Source organism: Ruegeria sp. BI12, from assembly GCF_056537985.1.
Genome location: NZ_JBQFSL010000001.1, coordinates 1,714,216 through 1,733,387 on the forward strand (window position 1 = coordinate 1,714,216; position 19,172 = coordinate 1,733,387).

Genomic DNA, 19,172 nt, shown 5'->3' on the forward strand with positions numbered 1-19,172 from the left:
ACGGCCCATACGCATCATACGCCCGTCACCGGGATGCCCGACCGCTCGATCGGTCGAGGCGCGGTCAGCTCTTTCCAGGTGCTCAACGCTTTGTTCACGTGGCCATTAGGTTCGCGTGCGACAAAATCACCGTGACCTTCCTGCGTGCGAATCTCGCCGTCATGCACAGCCACATGGCCCCGCGTCAGAGTAAAGCGCGGCAGGCCTTTGACCTCTTTCCCTTCAAACACGTTGTAATCAATCGAAGATTGCTGAGTACCCGCGCTGATCGTCTTGGATTTCTCAGGGTCCCACACAACGATATCCGCATCTGCCCCAACAAGGATCGCGCCCTTTTTGGGATAGCAGTTCATTATCTTGGCGATGTTTGTTGACGTCACCGCCACGAATTCATTCATCGTCAGACGGCCTGTATTCACCCCATAGGTCCACAGCATAGGCATCCGGTCTTCCAAGCCGCCCGTGCCGTTCGGGATTTTGGTAAAGTCGCCGACACCGTACCGCTTTTGCTCGGTCGTAAAGGCGCAATGGTCTGTCGCTACAACACTCAGCGTGCCCGAGTGTAGACCATTCCACAAACTATCCTGATGTTGCTTGTTCCGGAATGGAGGGCTCATGACCCGACGTGCCGCGTGATCCCAATCGTGATGAAAATACTCGCTTTCATCCAATGTCAGGTGCTGGATCAAAGGTTCGCCCCAAACGCGCTTACCCTGCATCTTGGCCCGGCGGATTGCTTCATGCGCCTCTTCACAAGAGGTATGCACGACATAAAGCGGCACGCCTGCCATGTCGGCAATCATGATGGCGCGATTGGTCGCCTCGCCTTCAACCTGCGGCGGACGGGAATAAGCATGCGCCTCGGGGCCGTTATTGCCCTCGGCCAGTAGTTTGGCACTGAGTTCCGCCACCACATCACCGTTTTCGGCGTGAACCATCGCGATGCCGCCCAACTCTGCCAGGCGCTTGAACGAAGAGAACAACTCATCATCATTCACCATCAATGCGCCCTTGTAGGCCATGAAATGCTTGAACGTGTTGATACCGCGTGTCTCGATCACCGTCTTGATGTCATCAAACACCTGCTCGCCCCACCATGTCACAGCCATGTGGAAGGAGTAGTCACAGTTGGCACGGGTGGATTTGTTGTCCCAGCGTTTCAACGCGTCCAACAGGCTTTCACCCGGGTTCGGCAGCGCGAAATCAACGACCATCGTGGTTCCACCCGCCAGCGCAGCCCGCGTACCGCTTTCGAAATCATCGCTGGAGTAGGTGCCCATAAACGGCATCTCCAGGTGGGTATGCGGATCAATCCCACCCGGCATGACGTAACATCCCGTGGCATCCAATTCCTTGTCACCCTTCAGATCCATCCCGATCTCTGTGATGACGCCATCTTCGACCATGACATCCGCCTTGTAAGACAAATCGGCGGTCACAACGGTTCCGTTCTTGATAACAGTGCTCATTCTAGTCTCCCTGACGCGGTCTGCGCCGCTTGCTTGATCTGGCCAAATATATCCCGTGGGAGTCGCCCATCAGGCGACGGGGGCAGTCCCCCTATTCAACAATCTCCGCCGTCTCGACGACCGCATGAAACAGAACATCCGTCCCGGCCGCAGCCCAGTCCTTGCTGATTTCTTCAGCCTCGTTATGGCTCAGACCATCGACACAAGGGCACATGACCATCGCGGTCGGTGCCACCCGATTGATCCAGCAGGCATCATGCCCTGCACCTGAGATGATGTCGGTGTGCGAATACCCCAACCGCTCAGCCGCGTCCCGAACCGCAGCGACACACCCTTCGTCGAACTTTACCGGGTCAAATCCGCCAACTTTTTCGAACTCGATTTGGAGGCCCATCTCTTCCACGATATCCTCGGCGGCAACGCGCAGACGGTTTTCCATGTCCTTGATCACCGCCAATTCGGGCGAACGGAAATCGACAGTGAACACTGCTTTACCGGGGATCACGTTGCGAGAGTTCGGATAAACGTCAATATGCCCTGCCGCCCCAACCGCATGGGGCGCATGCGACCAGGCGATCTCATCCACCTTCTCAAGGATACGCGCCATCGCCAGCCCTGCGTTTTTGCGCATCGGCATCGGCGTCGAGCCGGTATGCGCGTCCTTTCCTGTCACGGTGACCTGCGTCCAGCTTAGTCCCTGCCCGTGCGTCACAACACCAATGTCCTTGCCTTCGGCCTCAAGGATTGGCCCCTGTTCAATATGCAACTCAAAGAAAGCATGCATTTTGCGGGCACCGACCTCTTCGTCTCCCCGCCAGCCGATGCGCTTTAGCTCATCGCCGAAGGTCTTGCCCTCGGCATCTTCGCGGTCATAGGCCCAGTCCTGCGTGTGCATCCCGGCAAACACGCCCGAAGACAGCATCGCCGGCGCATAGCGCGTACCTTCTTCGTTGGTCCAGTTGGTCGCGACGATCGGATGTTTGGTCTTAATGCCCAAATCATTGAGCGTTCGGATAATCTCCAGCCCACCCAATACGCCCAACACGCCGTCATACTTGCCCCCGGTTGGTTGAGTATCCAGATGTGAGCCAACATAGACCGGCAGCGCGTTGGGGTCTGTGCCCTCGCGATGAGCAAACATGTTGCCCATCTGATCCAAACCCATGGTGCAACCGGCGTCTTCGCACCACTTTTGAAACAAAGCGCGCCCTTCTGCGTCTTCATCCGTCAGGGTTTGGCGGTTGTTACCCCCCGCAACACCGGGGCCGATCTTGGCCATCTCCATCAGGCTGTCCCAAAGTCTGTCGCCATTGATCCTGAGGTTTTGCGCCGGAGCTGCCATCTTGTTCTTCCCTGTTGCTTGCGATTTGGCTCGCTTTTGGTGTCTTGATTTGACCATCTGGTCAAACTCACGCTATCACGGGTTCGACATCAGTCAAGAAATTGCATGGCGCCGCCGGAAAATTCGGCATATTTGGTGCCCGCTTGGCGGAAAAAGAGACAGTCAGGAAACATGCCCAAAGACCGCGCCCCGACCCGAATTCAGAAAAAGAACCGCGCCGCGATTCTCGAAGCCGCACTGAACGTGTTTTCGGCGCATGGTTTTCGTGGGGCGACTGTCGATCAAATCGCGACCGAGGCTGGGCTGAGCAAACCAAACCTGTTGTATTATTTCCCGTCGAAAGAAGCGATCCACACAGCCCTGCTGTCAGGCCTGCTAGAGGTCTGGCTTGCCCCACTGCATGATCTGGACGCGGATGGCGACCCGATGGAAGAAATCCTCGCCTATATCGGCCGCAAGCTGGAAATGAGCCGGGACCTACCGCGCGAAAGCCGCCTATTTGCAAACGAGCTGGTTCAGGGCGCTCCGCGTATCCACGAATCTCTGTCGCACGAACTTAAATCTCTGGTGGATGAGAAAACGGCGATACTCACACAGTGGATGGATCAGGGCAAAATTGCGCGCCTGCATCCCCATCACCTGATCTTTTCAATCTGGGCGCTGACCCAACACTACGCCGACTTCGACGTTCAGGTCCGCGCAATTCTGGGCGACGAAGACCCCTTTGAGGGGGCCGAGCCGTTTATCGACACGCTCTATCGGAAACTTCTGACGCCGTAATCGGCGCGACTTTATCTGACGCGCCTTTGCTCAGGTGATGTCGGCGGAATGCCATACGTTTTTTACGATCATGTAGTTGTCCAGCCCCTCGGTGCCGCCTTCGCGACCATATCCGCTGGATTTCACGCCTCCAAAGGGCGTTTCAGGCATGGATGCCTCAAGCGTGTTGATAGACAGGTTGCCGACCTCGACCTCGTCAATCAATCGATCAATATAGTCCGCGCGATTTGTAAATGCATAACCGGCCAGCCCATAGGGCACCGAGTTTGCTTTGCCAATTGCGTCATCCAGTGAGGATACCGGATTGATCACAGCCACCGGACCAAAAGGTTCCTCCTGCATGATCCGGGCGTTGTCGGGCACGTTCAGCAGGACGGTGGGCTGAAAGAAGTACCCTTTGTCGCCATGTTTGGCGCCACCCGTGGCAACCGTCGCGCCCTTTTCACGGGCGTCTTCCACCAATTCGATCAGTGCAGGCACCCGCCGGTCATTTGCCAAAGGCCCCATTTCCACATTTTGGTCCATGCCGTTTCCGACAACAGTTGCTGCAGCGCGTTCAACGAAAGTTGTGGCGTAATCTTCAAAGATGCTCTCATGCGCAAAGAACCTTGTGGGCGATGTGCAAACCTGCCCGGCATTGCGCATTTTTCGAACTGCGCTTGAGATCCCGGCCGCTTTCACATCTGTGTCTTCGCAGACAATTACTGGCGCGTGGCCACCAAGTTCCATCAGCACCGAAGTCATATGTTCTGAAGCCAAGGTAGTCAGATGCCGCCCCACAGCGGTTGAGCCGGTGAAAGCCACAAGCCTTACAGGATCCTGCGGGATGAGGTGGCCTGAGATTTCTGCCGGCTCTCCGAACACCAGGTTCAGGACGCCTGAAGGAAGACCGGCATCTTCAAAGGCTTTTGCAATATGTATTGCCCCTGCGGGTGTTTCTTCTGCCGCCTTCAGGATGATCGAGCAGCCCGAAGCCAGCGCACCAGCGATTTTGCGTGCAGGTTGGCTCATCGGGAAGTTCCAGGGTGAAAAGGCCGCGACGACACCGATAGGCTGGTGATGAACGGAAAACTTGTGACCCGGAGCCGCAGGGATGACCCGCCCATAGGTCCGCATCGCCTCGCCCGCGTCCCATTCAAAAAACTCTGCCCCTCGGATAACCTCAAGCCTGGCCTGCTTCAGCGGCTTGCCGTGTTCCATGGTGATAGCATGAGCAATCTCTTCCTGACGTTCCCGCATCAGCGCAGCAGCGCGCAGGATTGTATCGGAACGTTCGCGCGGTGAGGTGCGACTCCATACGCGAAACCCTCGGACTGCAGCCTCTAGGGCGTCATCCAGATCCTGCTTTGAGGCGCATGGAAGACGACCGATTTCATCCTCGGTCGCCGGATTCACAACCGGAATGTCGCGGCTGGTTGTGCGCCATTTGCCTGCAATGAACAGCTTGAGCTCAGGATACATGAAACCGTTGCCTCCGAATTTGACCATTTCAAATCACGCAAAGGCTGGCATTACTTCAAGTGAATTGGGGGAATACTGATATCAATTTGGCGAATACCTGACCTCATTTCCGGCGCGCCGCCTCATGCAGCGCCGATTTGAAGGCCCGACCGGCGGGCGAAAGATCGGCATCTGCCCGAAACGAGACGCCAATCGGCCCTTGGCCAAATGGGACGTCCCAATCCAAAGGCGATAAGTAGCCGTGGGCGATGTCCTGCGAAACGACCTCGGCCGGCATTAGCCCGATCAGATCCCGCGACTGTAACAGAGCCCGGTTGGTCAGGTAGGACACGGATTCGATCATCACAGGCGGGACGTACTGCTGCTGACCAACGAAGAAATGATCAAGCTGACGCCGCAGCGTGGTTTCAAGCGGTGGCACAATCCAGCCAAAAGGTTTGGTCTGCGCGAACGAGATGTTTTGACGTTCGGACAAGGGATGCTGATTGCCGACAATCGCCAGAATACGGTCTTCAAACAGCTTTTCCTGCCTGATCTTATCGCGATGCCGATGGGATGGCAGGCGCCCGACGACCATATCGATCTCGCCCGAAAGCAACCGTGGCATCAGGACTTCGTTCGTGCCTTCGTTAATCTTGATGGCCACATTCGGACGGTCAGCGAGCAGGATTTCAATAGCCGTTGGCAGAAGGCTGGTCGAGGCTGCCAGCAGAGTTCCCACCACAACGCGGCCTGCATTTCCTTCGTTCAGGTCGTCCAGTTCCTGCGCGGCGTTCGAGACCTGCGCAAAGATCAGCTTGCCATGACGGATCAGGGTTTCTCCAAACACAGTCGGGATCACGCCCCGGTTGGTTCGGCTGAACAGCTTGACCTCAAAATCCAGTTCAAGATCCTGAATCATCTTAGTTGCTGCGGGTTGAGAAATACCCAGCTCGCGTGCTGCGTTCTGGATGTTTCCATGTGCACCCACAGCAACTAGCAGGCGCAGTTGGCGCAGTTTCAGCCGGGTCAGGGCGCGATCGACTATGCGTGAGTGACGTCCCACCATGATCAGATCACAATTGGGTCCAGAAGCTGTTCGAGCTTGGCCACCACGCTCATGGCTGCCAGGGCAGAACTGCGTGGATTGTCCGGAAGGGAATTCCCGCTGATCTGGAAATGAAACCGCCCGAATTCGCCTTGGGCCTCGATCTCGTGAGTGTTGCCGTTGGCTGAAGGGTCCGCAATCAGTTGAACCTGCGTGTCATCGAACCCTAGCCCAGCCAAAGCGACTGCCGCCGCCACGTTTGCGTTTTTGGGATAGTTCAGCGCGGCCTCGCGAGCAGTGCCACTGAAATGCGTTTCGGCCTTGGTGAGATTTGCGAGGTCTAACTTGTCCTCAGCCATTGAACCTTTCCAGCCCTGCGGTGGCTTGCGACCAACATAGATAACCTTGTCCAACTTGCCGGTCGCAGCCGCACCAAGACAATCCAGCGCACCGATGGCGCCACTGGCCAGGTGCAGCTTGGCCCCTGAGCCGCGAGCGGAGGATTCCAGTGCATCCGCGACCTGCTGGTCTGCCAATGCGCCGACGGACACGGTGATCATATCAATGCCACGGGACAAAACCTGAGGACCGTACTCCGCCAACGCCTGATGGCCCGCACAGTCGATCACCAGATCTGCCCTGGAAGTGAGATCTTTTACAGAGCTCACAAACAAATCCGGGTCCTGCGAAACGCTGCTTGCGCGAACCAGAACCGCATGAACCTGATGTCCTCGGGCCTGAATGGCATCCAAGACATGCTGCGCGATCGCGCCTTTTCCAATCAATCCAATCTTCATGCGGCAAACTTAACCCAGCGCCAAAGATTCCTAAATTGATATTCTATGGATATTCTAATTTCTGATATCCAATTCCCAGCTTTCGCATTGGATCAGACGATATGATCGGGCTTTCTTAGCAGGATAACCAAAAGGTCCGCCTGATATGAATTACTCTAAACACGATGCAAAAGCCTATGCGCGCGAGCACATGACCGGTATCTGGGCGGCGGCCCTGAACCCGTTCAACGATGATTTGTCACTGGATGAGGCAGGCCTGAGGTCAAACATCCGTCACTGGATCGACGATCTGGATATTCAGGGCCTGTTCGTTGCGGGGAAACAGGGCGAGTTTTTTTCGATGAGCCTTGATGAGCGCAAGCGCAACTTTGAAATTGCGGTCGATGAATGCGCAGGCAAGGCCGGTGTGATCGTCTCGGTCTCGGACCAGAACATGGACACGGCGCTTGAACTGGCCCGCCATGCGCAGGATTGCGGAGCTGATTACATAGTTCTGCACGCGCCCGTCCTGAGCTTTGTTCAGGATCGTGGTGAAGTTCTTTACCAGTACTACAAAAGGTTCTGCGATGAACTGGACATCGGGATCGCCATGTGGAGCCACCCTGACAGCGGCTACCTGATGCAGCCCGAAGAATGCGCGCGGATCGCTGAGCTGCCCAATATCGTGGCGATCAAATACTCAGTGCCACGTGAGATGTATGTGAAACTGACCCATATGGTTGGTGACAAAATCCATGTCTCAACCTCGGCCGAACATGAATGGTTGGACAATATTCTGGAGCTTGATTGGAAGTTGTACCTATGCTCGTCCCCGCCCTATCAGATCCAGTCCAAGAACGATCAGCGCATGAATGAATACACGCGGCTGGCTTTTGCGGGAAAAGCAGACGAGGCGCGCAGGGTTTTTGACAGCCTGAACCCGGTACGTGATGCGATGAAGCGAACCAAACCTGCGGACAAACCCACAGCTTTCGGCAAGTACTGGCAAGAGCTGCTGGGGCAGACCGGAGGGCGCGTGCGGCCCCCGATGCTTGAACTGACGGATGCGGAAAAAAAGATCATCCGCAAAGGGTTCGAGGAATGCGGCTTAAAGCCCTAACCGCATCGATATAAGCAAATCTGATATCTAGATGCGGATAATTTCTTTGCGGTTATGAAAAAACCGGCCAAACTTCTGCAAACAGGGAGTGGGACATGTCGAAGTTAAAAGCTTTCAACTTTCAGAAATGGATTGATGAGCACCGTCACCTGCTGAAACCACCTGTCGGCAATCAGCAGGTCTGGGAGGATGCGGATCTTATGGTCACGGTCGTCGGCGGGCCGAACAAGCGCACCGATTATCACGACGACCCGGTTGAAGAGTTCTTCTACCAGCTTGAAGGCGACATGGTGCTGAAGCTGTATGACGGCGAGGAATTCTATGACGTTCCGATCCGGGAAGGTGAGATCTTTCTGCTGCCGCCGCATGTCCGCCATTCGCCACAAAGACCGCAGGAGGGTTCTATCGGATTGGTGATCGAACCGAAACGGCAGGCAGGCGAGCTGGACGCGATCGAATGGTATTGCTTCGAATGCGGTACCCGCGTTCACAGGGCTGAGATGCAATTGCAGTCCATCGTCAAGGATTTGCCACCAGTCTATGAAAAGTTCTATTCATCGGAAGAAGACCGAACATGCCCGAAATGCCAGACCGTGCATCCGGGAAAAGAGCCACCAGAGGGCTGGGTCACACTCTGACAAAAACAAAACAACAGGGAAGAACATGAAACATTTTGCTAAGATCGCCGCATCGGCTACAGCGCTTGCTGTGACAACGCTGGCCGCACACGCAGATGAATTCCGTCTGGGCCTGATCACGCCACCTCCGCATATCTGGACCAAAGCTGCCGAGTCCTTTGGGACCGAGCTGAACGAAGCTAGCGGTGGTGCGCATACCGTGTCCGTTTTCCCCGCTCGTCAGCTGGGAAATGAGGCGGAAATGCTGCAGCAATTGCAGACTGGTGCGCTGGACATGGCATTCATGACCGTGGCCGAAGTATCAAACCGCGCACCCGAACTGGGGGCGTTTTATGCGCCGTATCTCGCGGATGATATCGGCCACGCGGGGCGCATCCTGCGTTCGGACACAGCCAAATCGATGCTGGAACCTCTGCCAGGCCAGGTGGGCGTTGTCGGCGTTGGTTACGGCATGGCCGGACTGCGCCAGATCGTCAGCCGGGGTGATGTATCTTCTGCCGAGGACCTATCCGGTCTGAAATTGCGGATCACTCCGTTCACACCAATTTTGGATTTCTACAACGCGGTCGGAGCTGCTCCGACGCCGATGCCGCTGCCGGCGGTCTATGACGCGCTAGCCAATGGGCAGGTCGACGCCATTGATATGGATGCCGAGCTGATCTGGGTGCTGAAGTACTATGATCACGCCGACACTATTGTTCAGTCCGATCACATGATGTTCCCGATGGTCGGGCTGGTCTCGGCCAAGGTCTGGGCCGGATTGTCCGAGGAAGACCGCGCAATGATCGGTGAATTGATGGCAAAACACGTTGACAGCACCATCGACGCCTATGTTGCCAACGAAGCGAAGTGGCTGGAACAAATCGAAGGCACCGGCAAGGCCTATAAGAAAGTTGATGCCTCATTCTTCGGCGATGCGATTGAGGAGTGGAACGGCATCTGGTCTGAAAAGACCTCGTCCCTTGACGCGCTGCGGGAGACTGCGGCAGAAACCAAATAAAGTTGAACGTTTCAAGGAAAGGGCGCGGGTCGATCCTGCGCCCTTTTGTACAGGGGATCGGCGATGTTGTACCGACTGTCGGCTGCGTGGGCGCGGGTGGAATTGTGGTGTGCCGCAGCGCTTGCAGTTTGCGTCACTTTGTTGATCTTGCTGAACGTTGTGACCCGCACGGCTGGCAACGCACTGTTCTGGGTGGATGAACTGGCAATCTATGCCATGGTGTGGATGACATTCCTTGGTGCCTCTGCCGCATTACATCACCGCAATTCGGTCTCGATCACTATCCTTGTGGATCTGGTTCCGCCTCAGGTCCGGGCAATCATCCAAAAAGTCGTCGATATCGTTGTCTTCATTTTTGCAATCGCGATGCTGTGGGTCTGCTGGCGCTGGTTTCTGCCTTTGGACATCGCACGCACTGGGTTCGACGCAATGGCTTTTCAGGGCAACACCTTCAACTTCATCTATGCTGAGCCGACCTCAACACTCGGGCTGCCAAAATTCCTGTTTTGGTTCGTGATGTGGCTATTTGCCTTGGGGGCCACGCTGCATTCGACAATGCATCTTGTGGCGCGCCCTGAACGAGGGTTGCAAGCATGAGTCCTATTGTCTTTCTGGCGACCCTGCTTTTGTCGGTCCCCGTCGCCATCGTGCTGGCGATCACCGCGATCTGGTACATCTGGGAAAGCGGGAACACGGTTCTTTATGACAGTTTCGCCCAGAAGATGTTTGGCGGGCTGGAAAATTACGGCCTGCTGGCTATCCCGCTCTTCATGCTGACCGGAGAATTGATGAACGAAGGTGGCATGACCCGTCGATTGGTCGCCTTGGCGCGCGTTTTCGTGGGCGGGTTTCGGGGTGGGCTGGCCTATATCAACCTGCTGGCGAACATGTTCATGGCCGCCATCATCGGTTCGGCGACCGCACAGATCGCTGTGATGTCCCGCGCCATGGTCCCCGCGATGGAGGAAGAGGGCTATAGCAAGGGCTTCGCCGCTGCCACAACAGCCGCCGGAGGCCTTTTGGCGCCGGTCATCCCACCGTCGATGATGTTTGTAATCTTCGGCGTTCTGGCGCAGATACCCATCGGTGACATGTTCATCGCCGGGATCATTCCGGGGCTTCTTTTGGCGGGAGCGTTCGCGCTGGTAATCACTTTAATTGGTTGGGCTCAGCATTTCCCCAAGGGTGTCTGGATGTCCCGCAAAGACGCCGTACAAGCCCTGATCGCCGCCCTGCCCGCCATGCTGATCCCGGTTTCGATCATCGGCGGCATTCTGTTCGGTATTGCGACACCAACGGAATCCGCCGCCATCGCCTCGCTGATCGCATTTCTGGTTGGGTGGCTGATTTACGGAGATCTGAAACCGCAGAATCTGGGCGAGATGTTCAAGCGGACCGCCGCAAATGCGTCGATGATCCTGTTCATGATCGCCGCGGCCAGCGTGTTTGGCTGGGTCATCATTTACGAGGAAATACCGCAGCAGCTAGCCGGGTTGATCACGTCCATCACATCCAACCCTTTCATGTTTCTGTTAATCGTCAATGCCGCCCTGCTGTTGGTAGGGATGGTGATCGATGGTATCGCCGCCATAATTCTGATCACACCCATTCTATTGCCGATTGCAACCGGGTCCTACGATATCAGCCCCTATCAATTCGGTGTGGTTGTGTGCTTGAATCTGGTTCTTGGCTTGCTGACTCCGCCCGTCGGGATTGGCCTGTATATCGCCTCATCCATGAGCGGCGCGACCCCCGGAGCAATTCTGAAATCGCTTTGGCCGTTCCTGATTGCAGTGGCTGCTGTTTTAATTCTGCTCAGCTATGCTCCGATCTTGTCGACCTACCTGATCTAGCAAAACGAGATGAAGCTGCGGGTCTTAGAAGACGCTGTCAGATTGGGGCAATAACCGCCATTCACATGGTCAAAAGCACAATTGGTAAGGGGCCCACGCTTTGGGGCCCCTTCTTGTTTTTAGCAACCAAATTACTCGGCAGCTTTGGCCATCGGGTTGTTTGGATGCGTCGTCCAATTCGCATATTCCGGCTGAACTTCCTGCCCTGTACGCGGATCAACCTCGCCCGCGGCCATTGGCACCATTGAGATACATCCATCAACTGGGCACACGTCTACGCACAAGTTACACGCGACGCATTCGTCATCCATGACCTCGAACACCCGGTCATCGGACATCGAGATCGCCTGGTGGCTGGTGTCTTCGCAGGCGGCATAGCAGCGACCACATTTGATACACTGGTCCTGGTCGATCTTAGCTTTTGCCACGTAGTTCAGGTTCAGGTATTGCCAGTCGGTCACGTTTGGAACCGCGCGACCGATAATCTCGGACACGTTTGTGTACCCTTTTTCATCCATCCACTTGGACAGACCTGCAGTCAGTTCGTCGATGATCTTAAAGCCATAGGTCATAGCTGCAGTACACACCTGGACGTTTCCACAGCCCAGAGACATGAACTCTGCCGCATCGCGCCATGTGGTCACGCCGCCAATGCCGGAAATCGGTAGGCCATGAGTGGTTTCAGCGCGCGCGATCTCGGACACCATCGAAAGGGCAATTGGCTTGACCGCCGGGCCACAATACCCGCCGTGGCTGCCCTTGCCATCAATCGACGGTTCCGGGCTGAACGTGTCCAGATCAACGCTGGTGATCGAATTGATCGTATTGATCAGTGACACCGCATCCGCGCCACCGTTTTTCGCCGCCTCGGCAGGCTTGCGGATATCGGTGATGTTTGGTGTCAGCTTCACGATCACAGGCCGGTCATAGTATTTCTTGCACCAGCGGGTGACCATCTCGATATATTCCGGAACTTGCCCCACGGCGGCGCCCATTCCACGTTCGCTCATCCCGTGCGGGCAGCCGAAGTTCAGTTCGATCCCGTCCGCGCCGGTTTCTTCGACACGCGGCAGGATGGCTTTCCAGGCCTCTTCCTCGCAGGGCACCATGATCGACGCGATCAGCGCGCGATCGGGGTAGTCGGCCTTGACCCGCGCCATTTCCTCGAGGTTCACTTCAAGCGGGCGGTCGGTGATCAGTTCGATGTTGTTGAGACCGAGTAGGCGGCGGTCCGCGCCATAGATCGCTCCGTAGCGCGGCCCGTTTACGTTCACAACCGGCGGCCCTTCGGACCCAAGAGTTTTCCAGACGACACCGCCCCACCCGGCCTCGAATGCGCGGCGAACGTTGTATTCCTTGTCTGTCGGCGGTGCCGAGGCCAGCCAGTAAGGATTGGGGCTGGAAATGCCCAGAAAGTTTGTTTTCAGATCGGCCATGGCTTCTCCCTTCCCGGCTCAGCCGGTTTTCTTGAATATCATTTCGGTCGGACGAATGCGCCCGGCCTTGAGGTTTTTGACGTAGTTTTGGAATTTTTCAGGCGCTGTCTCGCCCATCATCAGGTGGATGCCCAAGGGGGCTGGTCCGCTTTCAGCGATACGCGCGAAGACTTCCTCGAAAAACTTCAGTGCGAACTCTGTGCGGTCGGTCTCGGCGGCCAGTTCCAGACCGGCGGCACCCGCAGCGTCCTTGTAGACCTGCGGCGCATGTACAAACGAGGTTTCGGACACCGTTGACCAGGGCAGCGGAAAGGACAGCGGTTCGTCCACATCCCCGCCCATTACATCGAACAGGGCAAATGTCCCGCCCGTGGCCAGCGCGCGCGAAACTTCTGCGAACAGCCCGGCCTTATCTTCAATATTCATGCCCACATGCAACATGACGGCAAGGTCAAATCCGGCATCCGGCACCGGCATGTCCAAAGCACTGCCGACGTGAAAACTGGCCTTGTCGGAATGCCCGACCAGATCGCTGAGGGCGGTAGCTGTTTCAACGAATTCCGGTGTCAGATCGACTCCGGTAACCGTCGAGTCATAGCGATCCACGATGTATCGCGACGTGCCACCTATGCCGCATCCCACGTCCAGAACGTGCGTTGCATGGGTCGGTGACAATTGCGCGAACAGGTTGTCTGTCGCCAGAACGCCGCCTGTGTGGAACTCATCCCCCGCCTTTAGATCGGCCACAGTGGCCGCGTCCGGGTCAATCCCACTGGCCTCAAGCGCCGCGCGCACGCGGTCAGTCAAGGCTCCGGTGGTATAGTGTTGGGCAACGGCTTTTTCGATCTGGGACATGGGAATACCTCAGCAGCGAAAGGAATGGGGTGAATACCCCACCCTATCACGAAACCAGAGTTGCGTGGATGTCCATCGCGGCATCACGGCCCTCGGCCACTGCGGTCACGGTCAGGTCTTCGCCTCCCGCCGCACAGTCGCCCCCGGCCCAGACACCCGCCATCGAAGTCCGTCCAGCCCCGGTTACAGCGATCTTATTGCCGTCCAGTTCCAGACCTTCCGGCGCGCCGTCCAGCTTTTGGCCTATGGCCTTGAGCACCTGATCTGCAGGCAAGCGGATCATTTCCCCGGTGCCGGTCAGTTGCCCATCGTGGCTGGTGGTATATTCCAACTCAATCTCGACCGCGGCCCCGTTTCCATGGATGGCCACAGGTTGCACATTGGTCATGATCTTGACGCCGTGTGAGGCTGCGAGGTCCTGTTCGTACCGGCTGGCCCCCATCGCGTCGCGTCCACGGCGATAGGCAATGGTGACATGTTCGGCACCCAACAGTTTCGACTTCACCGCAGCGTCCACCGCTGTCATGCCACCGCCGATGACGACCACGTTGCGACCTACGGGCAAATCAACCAGATCAGAGGCCTGACGCACGTCCGAAATGAAATCCACAGCGAAGCGAACACCATCTTTTTCCGCCCCGTCGGCACGCAAGGCATTCACCCCGGCAAGACCGATAGACAGAAACACTGCATCATAGTTCTCGGCCAGCCCTTTCAGCGAGATCCCCTCGCCCAGAACTGAACCGGTCTCAATCGAGATTCCGCCAATTTCCAGCAGCCAATCCACCTCGGCCTGAGCAAAATCATTAGTCGATTTATACGCCGCGATCCCGTATTCGTTCAGGCCGCCCGGCTTTGGGCGGCTTTCGTGGATCACCACGTCATTACCCAGCATCGCCAGCCGGTGCGCGCAGGCCAGACCCGCTGGCCCTGCCCCGATCACAGCCACCGTTTTGCCCGTCGGCGCAGCCCTTTCAAACGGATGGCGTCCGGCGACCATGACGCTGTCCGTTGCGTAACGTTGCAAACGACCGATCTCTACCGGCTGCCCTTCGGCAGTTTCGCGCACACAGGCCTCTTCGCACAGTGTCTCCGTGGGACAGACGCGGGCGCACATACCACCGAGGATATTTTGTGCCATGATGGTTTCGCCGGCAGCTTCGGGCTGGCCGGCCTGAATCTGGCGCATGAACAGCGGAATGTCGATGTCCGTCGGACAGGCTGTGACGCATGGCGCATCGTAACAAAAATAACACCGATCTGCTGCCACGGCGGCCTCATGCGGGGCCAATGGCGGATGCAAATCCGTAAAATTCGATGTCAGCTCTTCGCTGGATAGCCGACCGGAGACAATGCCGGAGGCAATCTGGCCCTGTGCCATCGCTCTACTCCCTGTAGATATGTTCGTTATGGCTTCAGCTTGCCACAAAGTGATTTTTTATCAAATGGTAAAATTTGCCAATTGGTCAAAAAATGAAAAAACCGGACCATTCAATCCGGTTTTCCTTTGTTTATGCCCATTTTTCGTGCGGTAGACGTATCAGACCATCTGAGACAAATGGCCAGATTTGGTCCAAACACGCGCCCCGGAAGCCCCGGCTACGGCGGTCGACCGCGTGCCCGGCGCCAACCTCAACCAGTCCCAGACGTTGAAATCTTCTTCAGATTCCTTCACCGAACCTTCGATCACAAACAGCTCTAACCCCTGCGACGCGTCCAGATTCAACACCTCACCCGCCCCAAGATTGAACACCCGGACATCTTCATGCGCGTCTTTGAACAGTTGAGTGTTCCCCTGACCATTGATCGAACGGCGCACCTCGGTCCGGTCGTCGGGGTCAAATTGATGCAGCTTCACTAAGATTGTGGCGCCTTCTTTGGCCGAAGGTGTGTGCGACGAGGTCGGAGGATTTCTCACATAACTGCCGACCGGGAAATCTCCGGTTTCGTCCTGAAAAACGCCATCCAAAACCAGATATTCTTCTCCCCCGTCGTGAGTATGGGCCGAAAACGCGCTGCCCGGTGCAAAACGGACAATTGTCGTTGCACGGGCAACCTCCTCGCCGATGCGATCCAGCATCTTGCGTTCGACACCGGCAGCGGGGGACTCGACCCATTCAGTCTGGTCGAAATGAACTGCAACACGTTTGGTGAAATCTGCGTTGATCCTCATGGGGGCACTCCTGAACGGGGACGTGTCAATTACATGGTGTTGCGCCGACAGTTTTCAAATTGCGCGCATCACATCTGGTTTTGACGGGCGCACCTGCGTACTGTACGTCCGAAAAGAAACCCGAGCAGCGCCGGCCAACGGCAAACACAATAACTGAAAGTCAACGGATGCAGGCCAACGCCCCGAAATTCAACATCCTAATCATCGGGCAAAACAACCGGCTGCAATACGAAGCGCTTTTGTTCGCCGCATCACTACGGCTCTGCAGCCCTGATTTTTCCGGCCGCCTGTGTGTTGCGGTCCCCAAACCCGGACCGAACTGGCCGCAGGACCCTGGTATTCAGGACGAGGATCTGCTGAAAGCGTTGCGCCAGTCGGATGCCGAGATCCTGCGCTTCGAAAACAGGGTATTCGGTGCCAGCTATCCCTATGGCAACAAGATCGAAGCATTGCTGGCCATGCCCGAAGGCGAGCCTTTCGTGTTTTTCGACAGTGACACATTGATCACTGGAGATCTGAACAGCGTGCCTTTCGATTTCGATAAACCGAGCGCATCGCTTAGGGTCGAAGGAACGTGGCCCAAGCCAACCCTCTACGGCCCCGGCCTGGATGGGATCTGGAAGGCGCTGTACGACAAGTTCGGATTGGATTTCGCCAGCTCACTGGATACCAGCCAACCGGTGGATTACTGGCGGCGCTATTTGTATTTCAATGCCGGTTACTTCTTCTACTCCTGCCCGCGCAGGTTTGGAGAACGATTTCTGGACTATGCCCGCACGATCCGCGACGGCGAGATTCCCGAAATGGCCGGTCAAAACCTTGACCCCTGGCTGGATCAGGCAGCTTTACCGCTGGTGATCCATTCGTTTGGAGGCAACCGAAACTCCCTGCCTGCAGGATTTCTGGACGGGTCGGTCAGCTGTCACTATCGCCTGTTCCCCCTGCTCTACGCCCGTGAAAGCGATCATACTGTCGAGGTGCTGGAAACCGTGGTTGCGCCCAACCGGGTCAAAAAGGTGCTGAAGGGATATGATCCGATCAAGAAGCTGGTGTTGCAGCGCAAGGGTCATAAAATCCGAGACATGTTCGACCGCGACAACCTTCCAAAACGCGAGCAGGTTATTCGCAACACGATACGCAAGAATGGTCTTTGGATGCGCTGACAGGAATGTTGTCTGCGCGCGCTCAATCGCCTAGAGATTCAGCAACATGCATTCCAACAGGAGATTTCCAAGATGTCTGACGGCCCCACCTACGGTTTTGACACGCTTCAAATTCACGCGGGCGCGCGACCCGATCCTGCGACTGGCGCCCGTCAGACACCGATCTATCAGACGACAGCCTATGTGTTCCGCGATGCCGACCACGCGGCGGCTCTGTTCAACCTGCAAGAGGTCGGCTTCATCTATTCGCGCCTGACCAACCCGACCGTGGCCGTTCTGCAAGAACGCGTTGCCACGCTGGAAGGTGGTGTCGGCGCGGTATGCTGCTCGTCCGGTCACGCTGCGCAGATCATGGCGTTGTTTCCGCTGATGGGTCCGGGCTGCAATGTCGTCGCATCTACCCGCCTGTACGGCGGCACGGTCACACAGTTCAGCCAGACCATCAAGCGGTTCGGCTGGTCGGCCAAGTTCGTCGACACCGACGATCTGGACGCCGTGAAAGACGCCATCGACGAAAACACCCGCGCTGTGTTCTGTGAATCGATTGCCAACCCCGGTGGCTATGTCACAGATATCCGCGCGCTGGCGGATGTTGCGGACGCCGCAGGCATCCCGCTGATCGTCGACAACACCTCGGCCACGCCCTACCTGTGCCGCCCGATCGAGCACGGTGCGACGCTGGTTGTACATTCGACCACCAAATACCTGACCGGCAACGGCACCGTTACTGGCGGCTGCATCGTGGATTCAGGCAATTTCGACTGGTCGGCGAATGACAAGTTCCCCTCGCTCAGCGAACCGGAGCAGGCGTATCACGGGCTTAAATTCCATGAGACCTTCGGCCCGCTGGCCTTTACTTTCCACGGGATTGCCATTGGCCTGCGCGATCTGGGCATGACCATGAACCCGCAGGCGGCACACTATACGCTGATGGGGATTGAGACGCTTTCGCTGCGAATGGAGCGCCACGTCGAAAACGCGCAAAAGATCGCCGCGTGGCTCGAGACAGATGACCGGGTGGACTACGTGACGTACGCGGGACTGCCCTCTTCCCCCTACCACGACCGGGTAAAGGCACAATATAAGAAGGGCGCTGGCGCGCTGTTCACCTTTGCGGTCAAGGGTGGCTATGATGCCTGTATCAAGCTGGTCAACGCGCTAGAGATCTTCAGCCACGTAGCCAACCTGGGCGACGCACGCTCGCTGATCATTCACTCGGCTTCGACCACGCACCGTCAGCTGACCCCGGAACAGCAAGAAGCCGCGGGCGCTGGCCCGGGTGTTGTGCGCGTGTCCATTGGCATCGAAGACGCTGATGACCTGATCGCCGATCTTGATCAGGCACTGTCCAAAGCGTCCGCTTAAATAATGAGCGGGCACGACACAAACGATCTGGGTCAACCCATCGGATTGCCGGTTTCGGGTGAGTTCCCTCGCCCAACACCGCCCTACACGCCGATGGAAGGCCGGTATTGCTCCGTCGTGCCGCTGGACGTGAACAGACATGCGCCCGGATTGTTCCGGGCGTTTGCCAACGACACGGATGGTCACAACTGGACCTACCTGCCCTATGGGCCATTCGAAAGCGAGCGCGCGTTTGAGGATTGGGCGCGGGCGACCTGCATGGACGCTGACCCGATGTTTCACACGGTTCTGGATACGAACGAAGTTCCAGTGGGCATGGCTTCGTTTTTGAGAATCACCCCTGCCTCGGGTGTTGTCGAGGTCGGGCACATCCACTTCTCGCCCTTATTGCAACGCAGCCCACAATCGACGGAAACCATGTATCTGATGATGCGCCGCGTTTTCGATGAGTTGGGCTATCGCCGCTACGAATGGAAATGCGACGCCTTAAACGCACCATCCTGTCGCGCGGCCGAGCGGTTAGGCTTCAGCTACGAAGGTACATTCCGACAGGCCACCCACTACAAAGGCCGTAACAGAGACACGGCGTGGTATTCCATCATCGACAGCGAGTGGCCGCGCATCCGCAACGCCTTTGAAGCGTGGCTATCGCCGGACAACTTCGACCAAGCGGGCCAACAAAGACAACATTTGAAGGCCCGCGCAAACGTCTGA

Annotated in this window: 18 protein-coding genes; 9 read left to right on the top strand and 9 right to left on the bottom strand. The window is 56.8% G+C overall.

The features are described 5' to 3' along the window. Window positions 1-14 precede the first annotated feature (14 nt). Complete coding sequence (gene hydA, locus ACR0AK_RS08765; RefSeq protein WP_480793027.1) at window positions 15-1,469, bottom strand: dihydropyrimidinase; 1,455 nt, start codon at window positions 1,467-1,469, stop codon at window positions 15-17. A 91-nt stretch (window positions 1,470-1,560) separates the two neighbouring features. Further along, window positions 1,561-2,811 (bottom strand): Zn-dependent hydrolase, encoded by a 1,251-nt coding sequence (locus ACR0AK_RS08770; protein WP_480793028.1) that lies wholly within the window; start codon window positions 2,809-2,811, stop codon window positions 1,561-1,563. A 171-nt stretch (window positions 2,812-2,982) separates the two neighbouring features. On the opposite strand from ACR0AK_RS08770, the gene ACR0AK_RS08775 reads away from it, so the two are divergent. After that, the gene (locus ACR0AK_RS08775) at window positions 2,983-3,591 is read left to right on the top strand and encodes a TetR family transcriptional regulator C-terminal domain-containing protein (RefSeq protein WP_480793029.1); all 609 of its coding nucleotides are present in this window, start codon (window positions 2,983-2,985) and stop codon (window positions 3,589-3,591) included. A 30-nt stretch (window positions 3,592-3,621) separates the two neighbouring features. Here ACR0AK_RS08775 and ACR0AK_RS08780 read toward each other — a convergent pair whose 3' ends face one another. The 3 genes from ACR0AK_RS08780 to ACR0AK_RS08790 all read right to left on the bottom strand — a co-directional run bounded on the left by ACR0AK_RS08780 (window position 3,622) and on the right by ACR0AK_RS08790 (window position 6,876). Further along, a complete protein-coding gene (locus ACR0AK_RS08780; protein WP_480793030.1) occupies window positions 3,622-5,052 on the bottom strand; it encodes an NAD-dependent succinate-semialdehyde dehydrogenase in 1,431 nt (476 codons plus the stop codon). Between the two features lie 103 nt (window positions 5,053-5,155). Next, complete coding sequence (locus ACR0AK_RS08785) at window positions 5,156-6,100, bottom strand: LysR substrate-binding domain-containing protein (RefSeq protein WP_480793031.1); 945 nt, start codon at window positions 6,098-6,100, stop codon at window positions 5,156-5,158. Window positions 6,101-6,102: 2 nt separating this feature from the next. After that, window positions 6,103-6,876 (bottom strand): aspartate dehydrogenase, encoded by a 774-nt coding sequence (locus tag ACR0AK_RS08790; protein WP_480793032.1) that lies wholly within the window; start codon window positions 6,874-6,876, stop codon window positions 6,103-6,105. Between the two features lie 145 nt (window positions 6,877-7,021). On the opposite strand from ACR0AK_RS08790, the gene ACR0AK_RS08795 reads away from it, so the two are divergent. From ACR0AK_RS08795 to ACR0AK_RS08815, 5 genes are all read left to right on the top strand, one after another. Further along, on the top strand, window positions 7,022-7,975 hold the full coding sequence (locus ACR0AK_RS08795; protein WP_480793033.1) for a dihydrodipicolinate synthase family protein: 954 nt from the start codon (window positions 7,022-7,024) through the stop codon (window positions 7,973-7,975). Between the two features lie 95 nt (window positions 7,976-8,070). Continuing rightward, a complete protein-coding gene (locus ACR0AK_RS08800) occupies window positions 8,071-8,613 on the top strand; it encodes a 3-hydroxyanthranilate 3,4-dioxygenase (RefSeq protein ID WP_480793034.1) in 543 nt (180 codons plus the stop codon). Window positions 8,614-8,638: 25 nt separating this feature from the next. Beyond that, on the top strand, window positions 8,639-9,613 hold the full coding sequence (locus ACR0AK_RS08805) for a TRAP transporter substrate-binding protein (protein ID WP_480793035.1): 975 nt from the start codon (window positions 8,639-8,641) through the stop codon (window positions 9,611-9,613). 63 nt (window positions 9,614-9,676) lie between these two features. After that, window positions 9,677-10,210 (top strand): TRAP transporter small permease, encoded by a 534-nt coding sequence (locus ACR0AK_RS08810; protein ID WP_170557838.1) that lies wholly within the window; start codon window positions 9,677-9,679, stop codon window positions 10,208-10,210. Further along, window positions 10,207-11,466, top strand: a complete 1,260-nt coding sequence (locus ACR0AK_RS08815) for a TRAP transporter large permease (RefSeq protein WP_480793036.1) — start codon at window positions 10,207-10,209, stop codon at window positions 11,464-11,466. Before ACR0AK_RS08810 ends, ACR0AK_RS08815 begins: the two co-directional genes overlap by 4 nt. Before the next feature lie 131 nt (window positions 11,467-11,597). On the opposite strand, the gene preA is transcribed toward ACR0AK_RS08815, so the two are convergent. The 4 genes from preA to ACR0AK_RS08835 all read right to left on the bottom strand — a co-directional run bounded on the left by preA (window position 11,598) and on the right by ACR0AK_RS08835 (window position 15,930). Then, window positions 11,598-12,902: an NAD-dependent dihydropyrimidine dehydrogenase subunit PreA gene (preA, locus tag ACR0AK_RS08820; protein ID WP_480793037.1), complete on the bottom strand. Its 1,305-nt coding sequence runs from the start codon at window positions 12,900-12,902 to the stop codon at window positions 11,598-11,600. 18 nt (window positions 12,903-12,920) lie between these two features. Continuing rightward, window positions 12,921-13,757 (bottom strand): methyltransferase domain-containing protein, encoded by an 837-nt coding sequence (locus ACR0AK_RS08825; protein ID WP_480793038.1) that lies wholly within the window; start codon window positions 13,755-13,757, stop codon window positions 12,921-12,923. Between the two features lie 46 nt (window positions 13,758-13,803). Next, window positions 13,804-15,138 carry an NAD(P)-dependent oxidoreductase gene (locus ACR0AK_RS08830; protein ID WP_170557847.1) on the bottom strand — a complete coding sequence of 445 codons (1,335 nt, stop codon included), beginning with the start codon at window positions 15,136-15,138 and terminating at the stop codon, window positions 13,804-13,806. Window positions 15,139-15,297: 159 nt separating this feature from the next. Then, complete coding sequence (locus tag ACR0AK_RS08835; protein WP_480793039.1) at window positions 15,298-15,930, bottom strand: cupin domain-containing protein; 633 nt, start codon at window positions 15,928-15,930, stop codon at window positions 15,298-15,300. 167 nt (window positions 15,931-16,097) lie between these two features. Between ACR0AK_RS08835 and ACR0AK_RS08840 the strand changes: the two genes are divergently transcribed. The 3 genes from ACR0AK_RS08840 (at window position 16,098) to ACR0AK_RS08850 (ending at window position 19,172) form a co-directional block, all read left to right on the top strand. Then, window positions 16,098-17,093, top strand: a complete 996-nt coding sequence (locus tag ACR0AK_RS08840) for a hypothetical protein (protein ID WP_480793040.1) — start codon at window positions 16,098-16,100, stop codon at window positions 17,091-17,093. 72 nt (window positions 17,094-17,165) lie between these two features. Further along, window positions 17,166-18,458, top strand: a complete 1,293-nt coding sequence (locus ACR0AK_RS08845; RefSeq protein ID WP_480793041.1) for an O-acetylhomoserine aminocarboxypropyltransferase/cysteine synthase family protein — start codon at window positions 17,166-17,168, stop codon at window positions 18,456-18,458. Window positions 18,459-18,461: 3 nt separating this feature from the next. After that, entirely contained in the window at window positions 18,462-19,172 is a 711-nt protein-coding gene (locus ACR0AK_RS08850) for a GNAT family N-acetyltransferase (protein WP_480793042.1), read from the top strand.

Coding starts and splice junctions, on each gene's coding strand:
- hydA (WP_480793027.1), bottom strand. CDS start 1,469: ATGAGCACTGTTATCAAGAACGGAACCGTTGTGACCGCCGATTTGTCT.
- ACR0AK_RS08770 (WP_480793028.1), bottom strand. CDS start 2,811: ATGGCAGCTCCGGCGCAAAACCTCAGGATCAATGGCGACAGACTTTGG.
- ACR0AK_RS08775 (WP_480793029.1), top strand. CDS start 2,983: ATGCCCAAAGACCGCGCCCCGACCCGAATTCAGAAAAAGAACCGCGCC.
- ACR0AK_RS08780 (WP_480793030.1), bottom strand. CDS start 5,052: ATGTATCCTGAGCTCAAGCTGTTCATTGCAGGCAAATGGCGCACAACC.
- ACR0AK_RS08785 (WP_480793031.1), bottom strand. CDS start 6,100: ATGGTGGGACGTCACTCACGCATAGTCGATCGCGCCCTGACCCGGCTG.
- ACR0AK_RS08790 (WP_480793032.1), bottom strand. CDS start 6,876: ATGAAGATTGGATTGATTGGAAAAGGCGCGATCGCGCAGCATGTCTTG.
- ACR0AK_RS08795 (WP_480793033.1), top strand. CDS start 7,022: ATGAATTACTCTAAACACGATGCAAAAGCCTATGCGCGCGAGCACATG.
- ACR0AK_RS08800 (WP_480793034.1), top strand. CDS start 8,071: ATGTCGAAGTTAAAAGCTTTCAACTTTCAGAAATGGATTGATGAGCAC.
- ACR0AK_RS08805 (WP_480793035.1), top strand. CDS start 8,639: ATGAAACATTTTGCTAAGATCGCCGCATCGGCTACAGCGCTTGCTGTG.
- ACR0AK_RS08810 (WP_170557838.1), top strand. CDS start 9,677: ATGTTGTACCGACTGTCGGCTGCGTGGGCGCGGGTGGAATTGTGGTGT.
- ACR0AK_RS08815 (WP_480793036.1), top strand. CDS start 10,207: ATGAGTCCTATTGTCTTTCTGGCGACCCTGCTTTTGTCGGTCCCCGTC.
- preA (WP_480793037.1), bottom strand. CDS start 12,902: ATGGCCGATCTGAAAACAAACTTTCTGGGCATTTCCAGCCCCAATCCT.
- ACR0AK_RS08825 (WP_480793038.1), bottom strand. CDS start 13,757: ATGTCCCAGATCGAAAAAGCCGTTGCCCAACACTATACCACCGGAGCC.
- ACR0AK_RS08830 (WP_170557847.1), bottom strand. CDS start 15,138: ATGGCACAGGGCCAGATTGCCTCCGGCATTGTCTCCGGTCGGCTATCC.
- ACR0AK_RS08835 (WP_480793039.1), bottom strand. CDS start 15,930: ATGAGGATCAACGCAGATTTCACCAAACGTGTTGCAGTTCATTTCGAC.
- ACR0AK_RS08840 (WP_480793040.1), top strand. CDS start 16,098: ATGCAGGCCAACGCCCCGAAATTCAACATCCTAATCATCGGGCAAAAC.
- ACR0AK_RS08845 (WP_480793041.1), top strand. CDS start 17,166: ATGTCTGACGGCCCCACCTACGGTTTTGACACGCTTCAAATTCACGCG.
- ACR0AK_RS08850 (WP_480793042.1), top strand. CDS start 18,462: ATGAGCGGGCACGACACAAACGATCTGGGTCAACCCATCGGATTGCCG.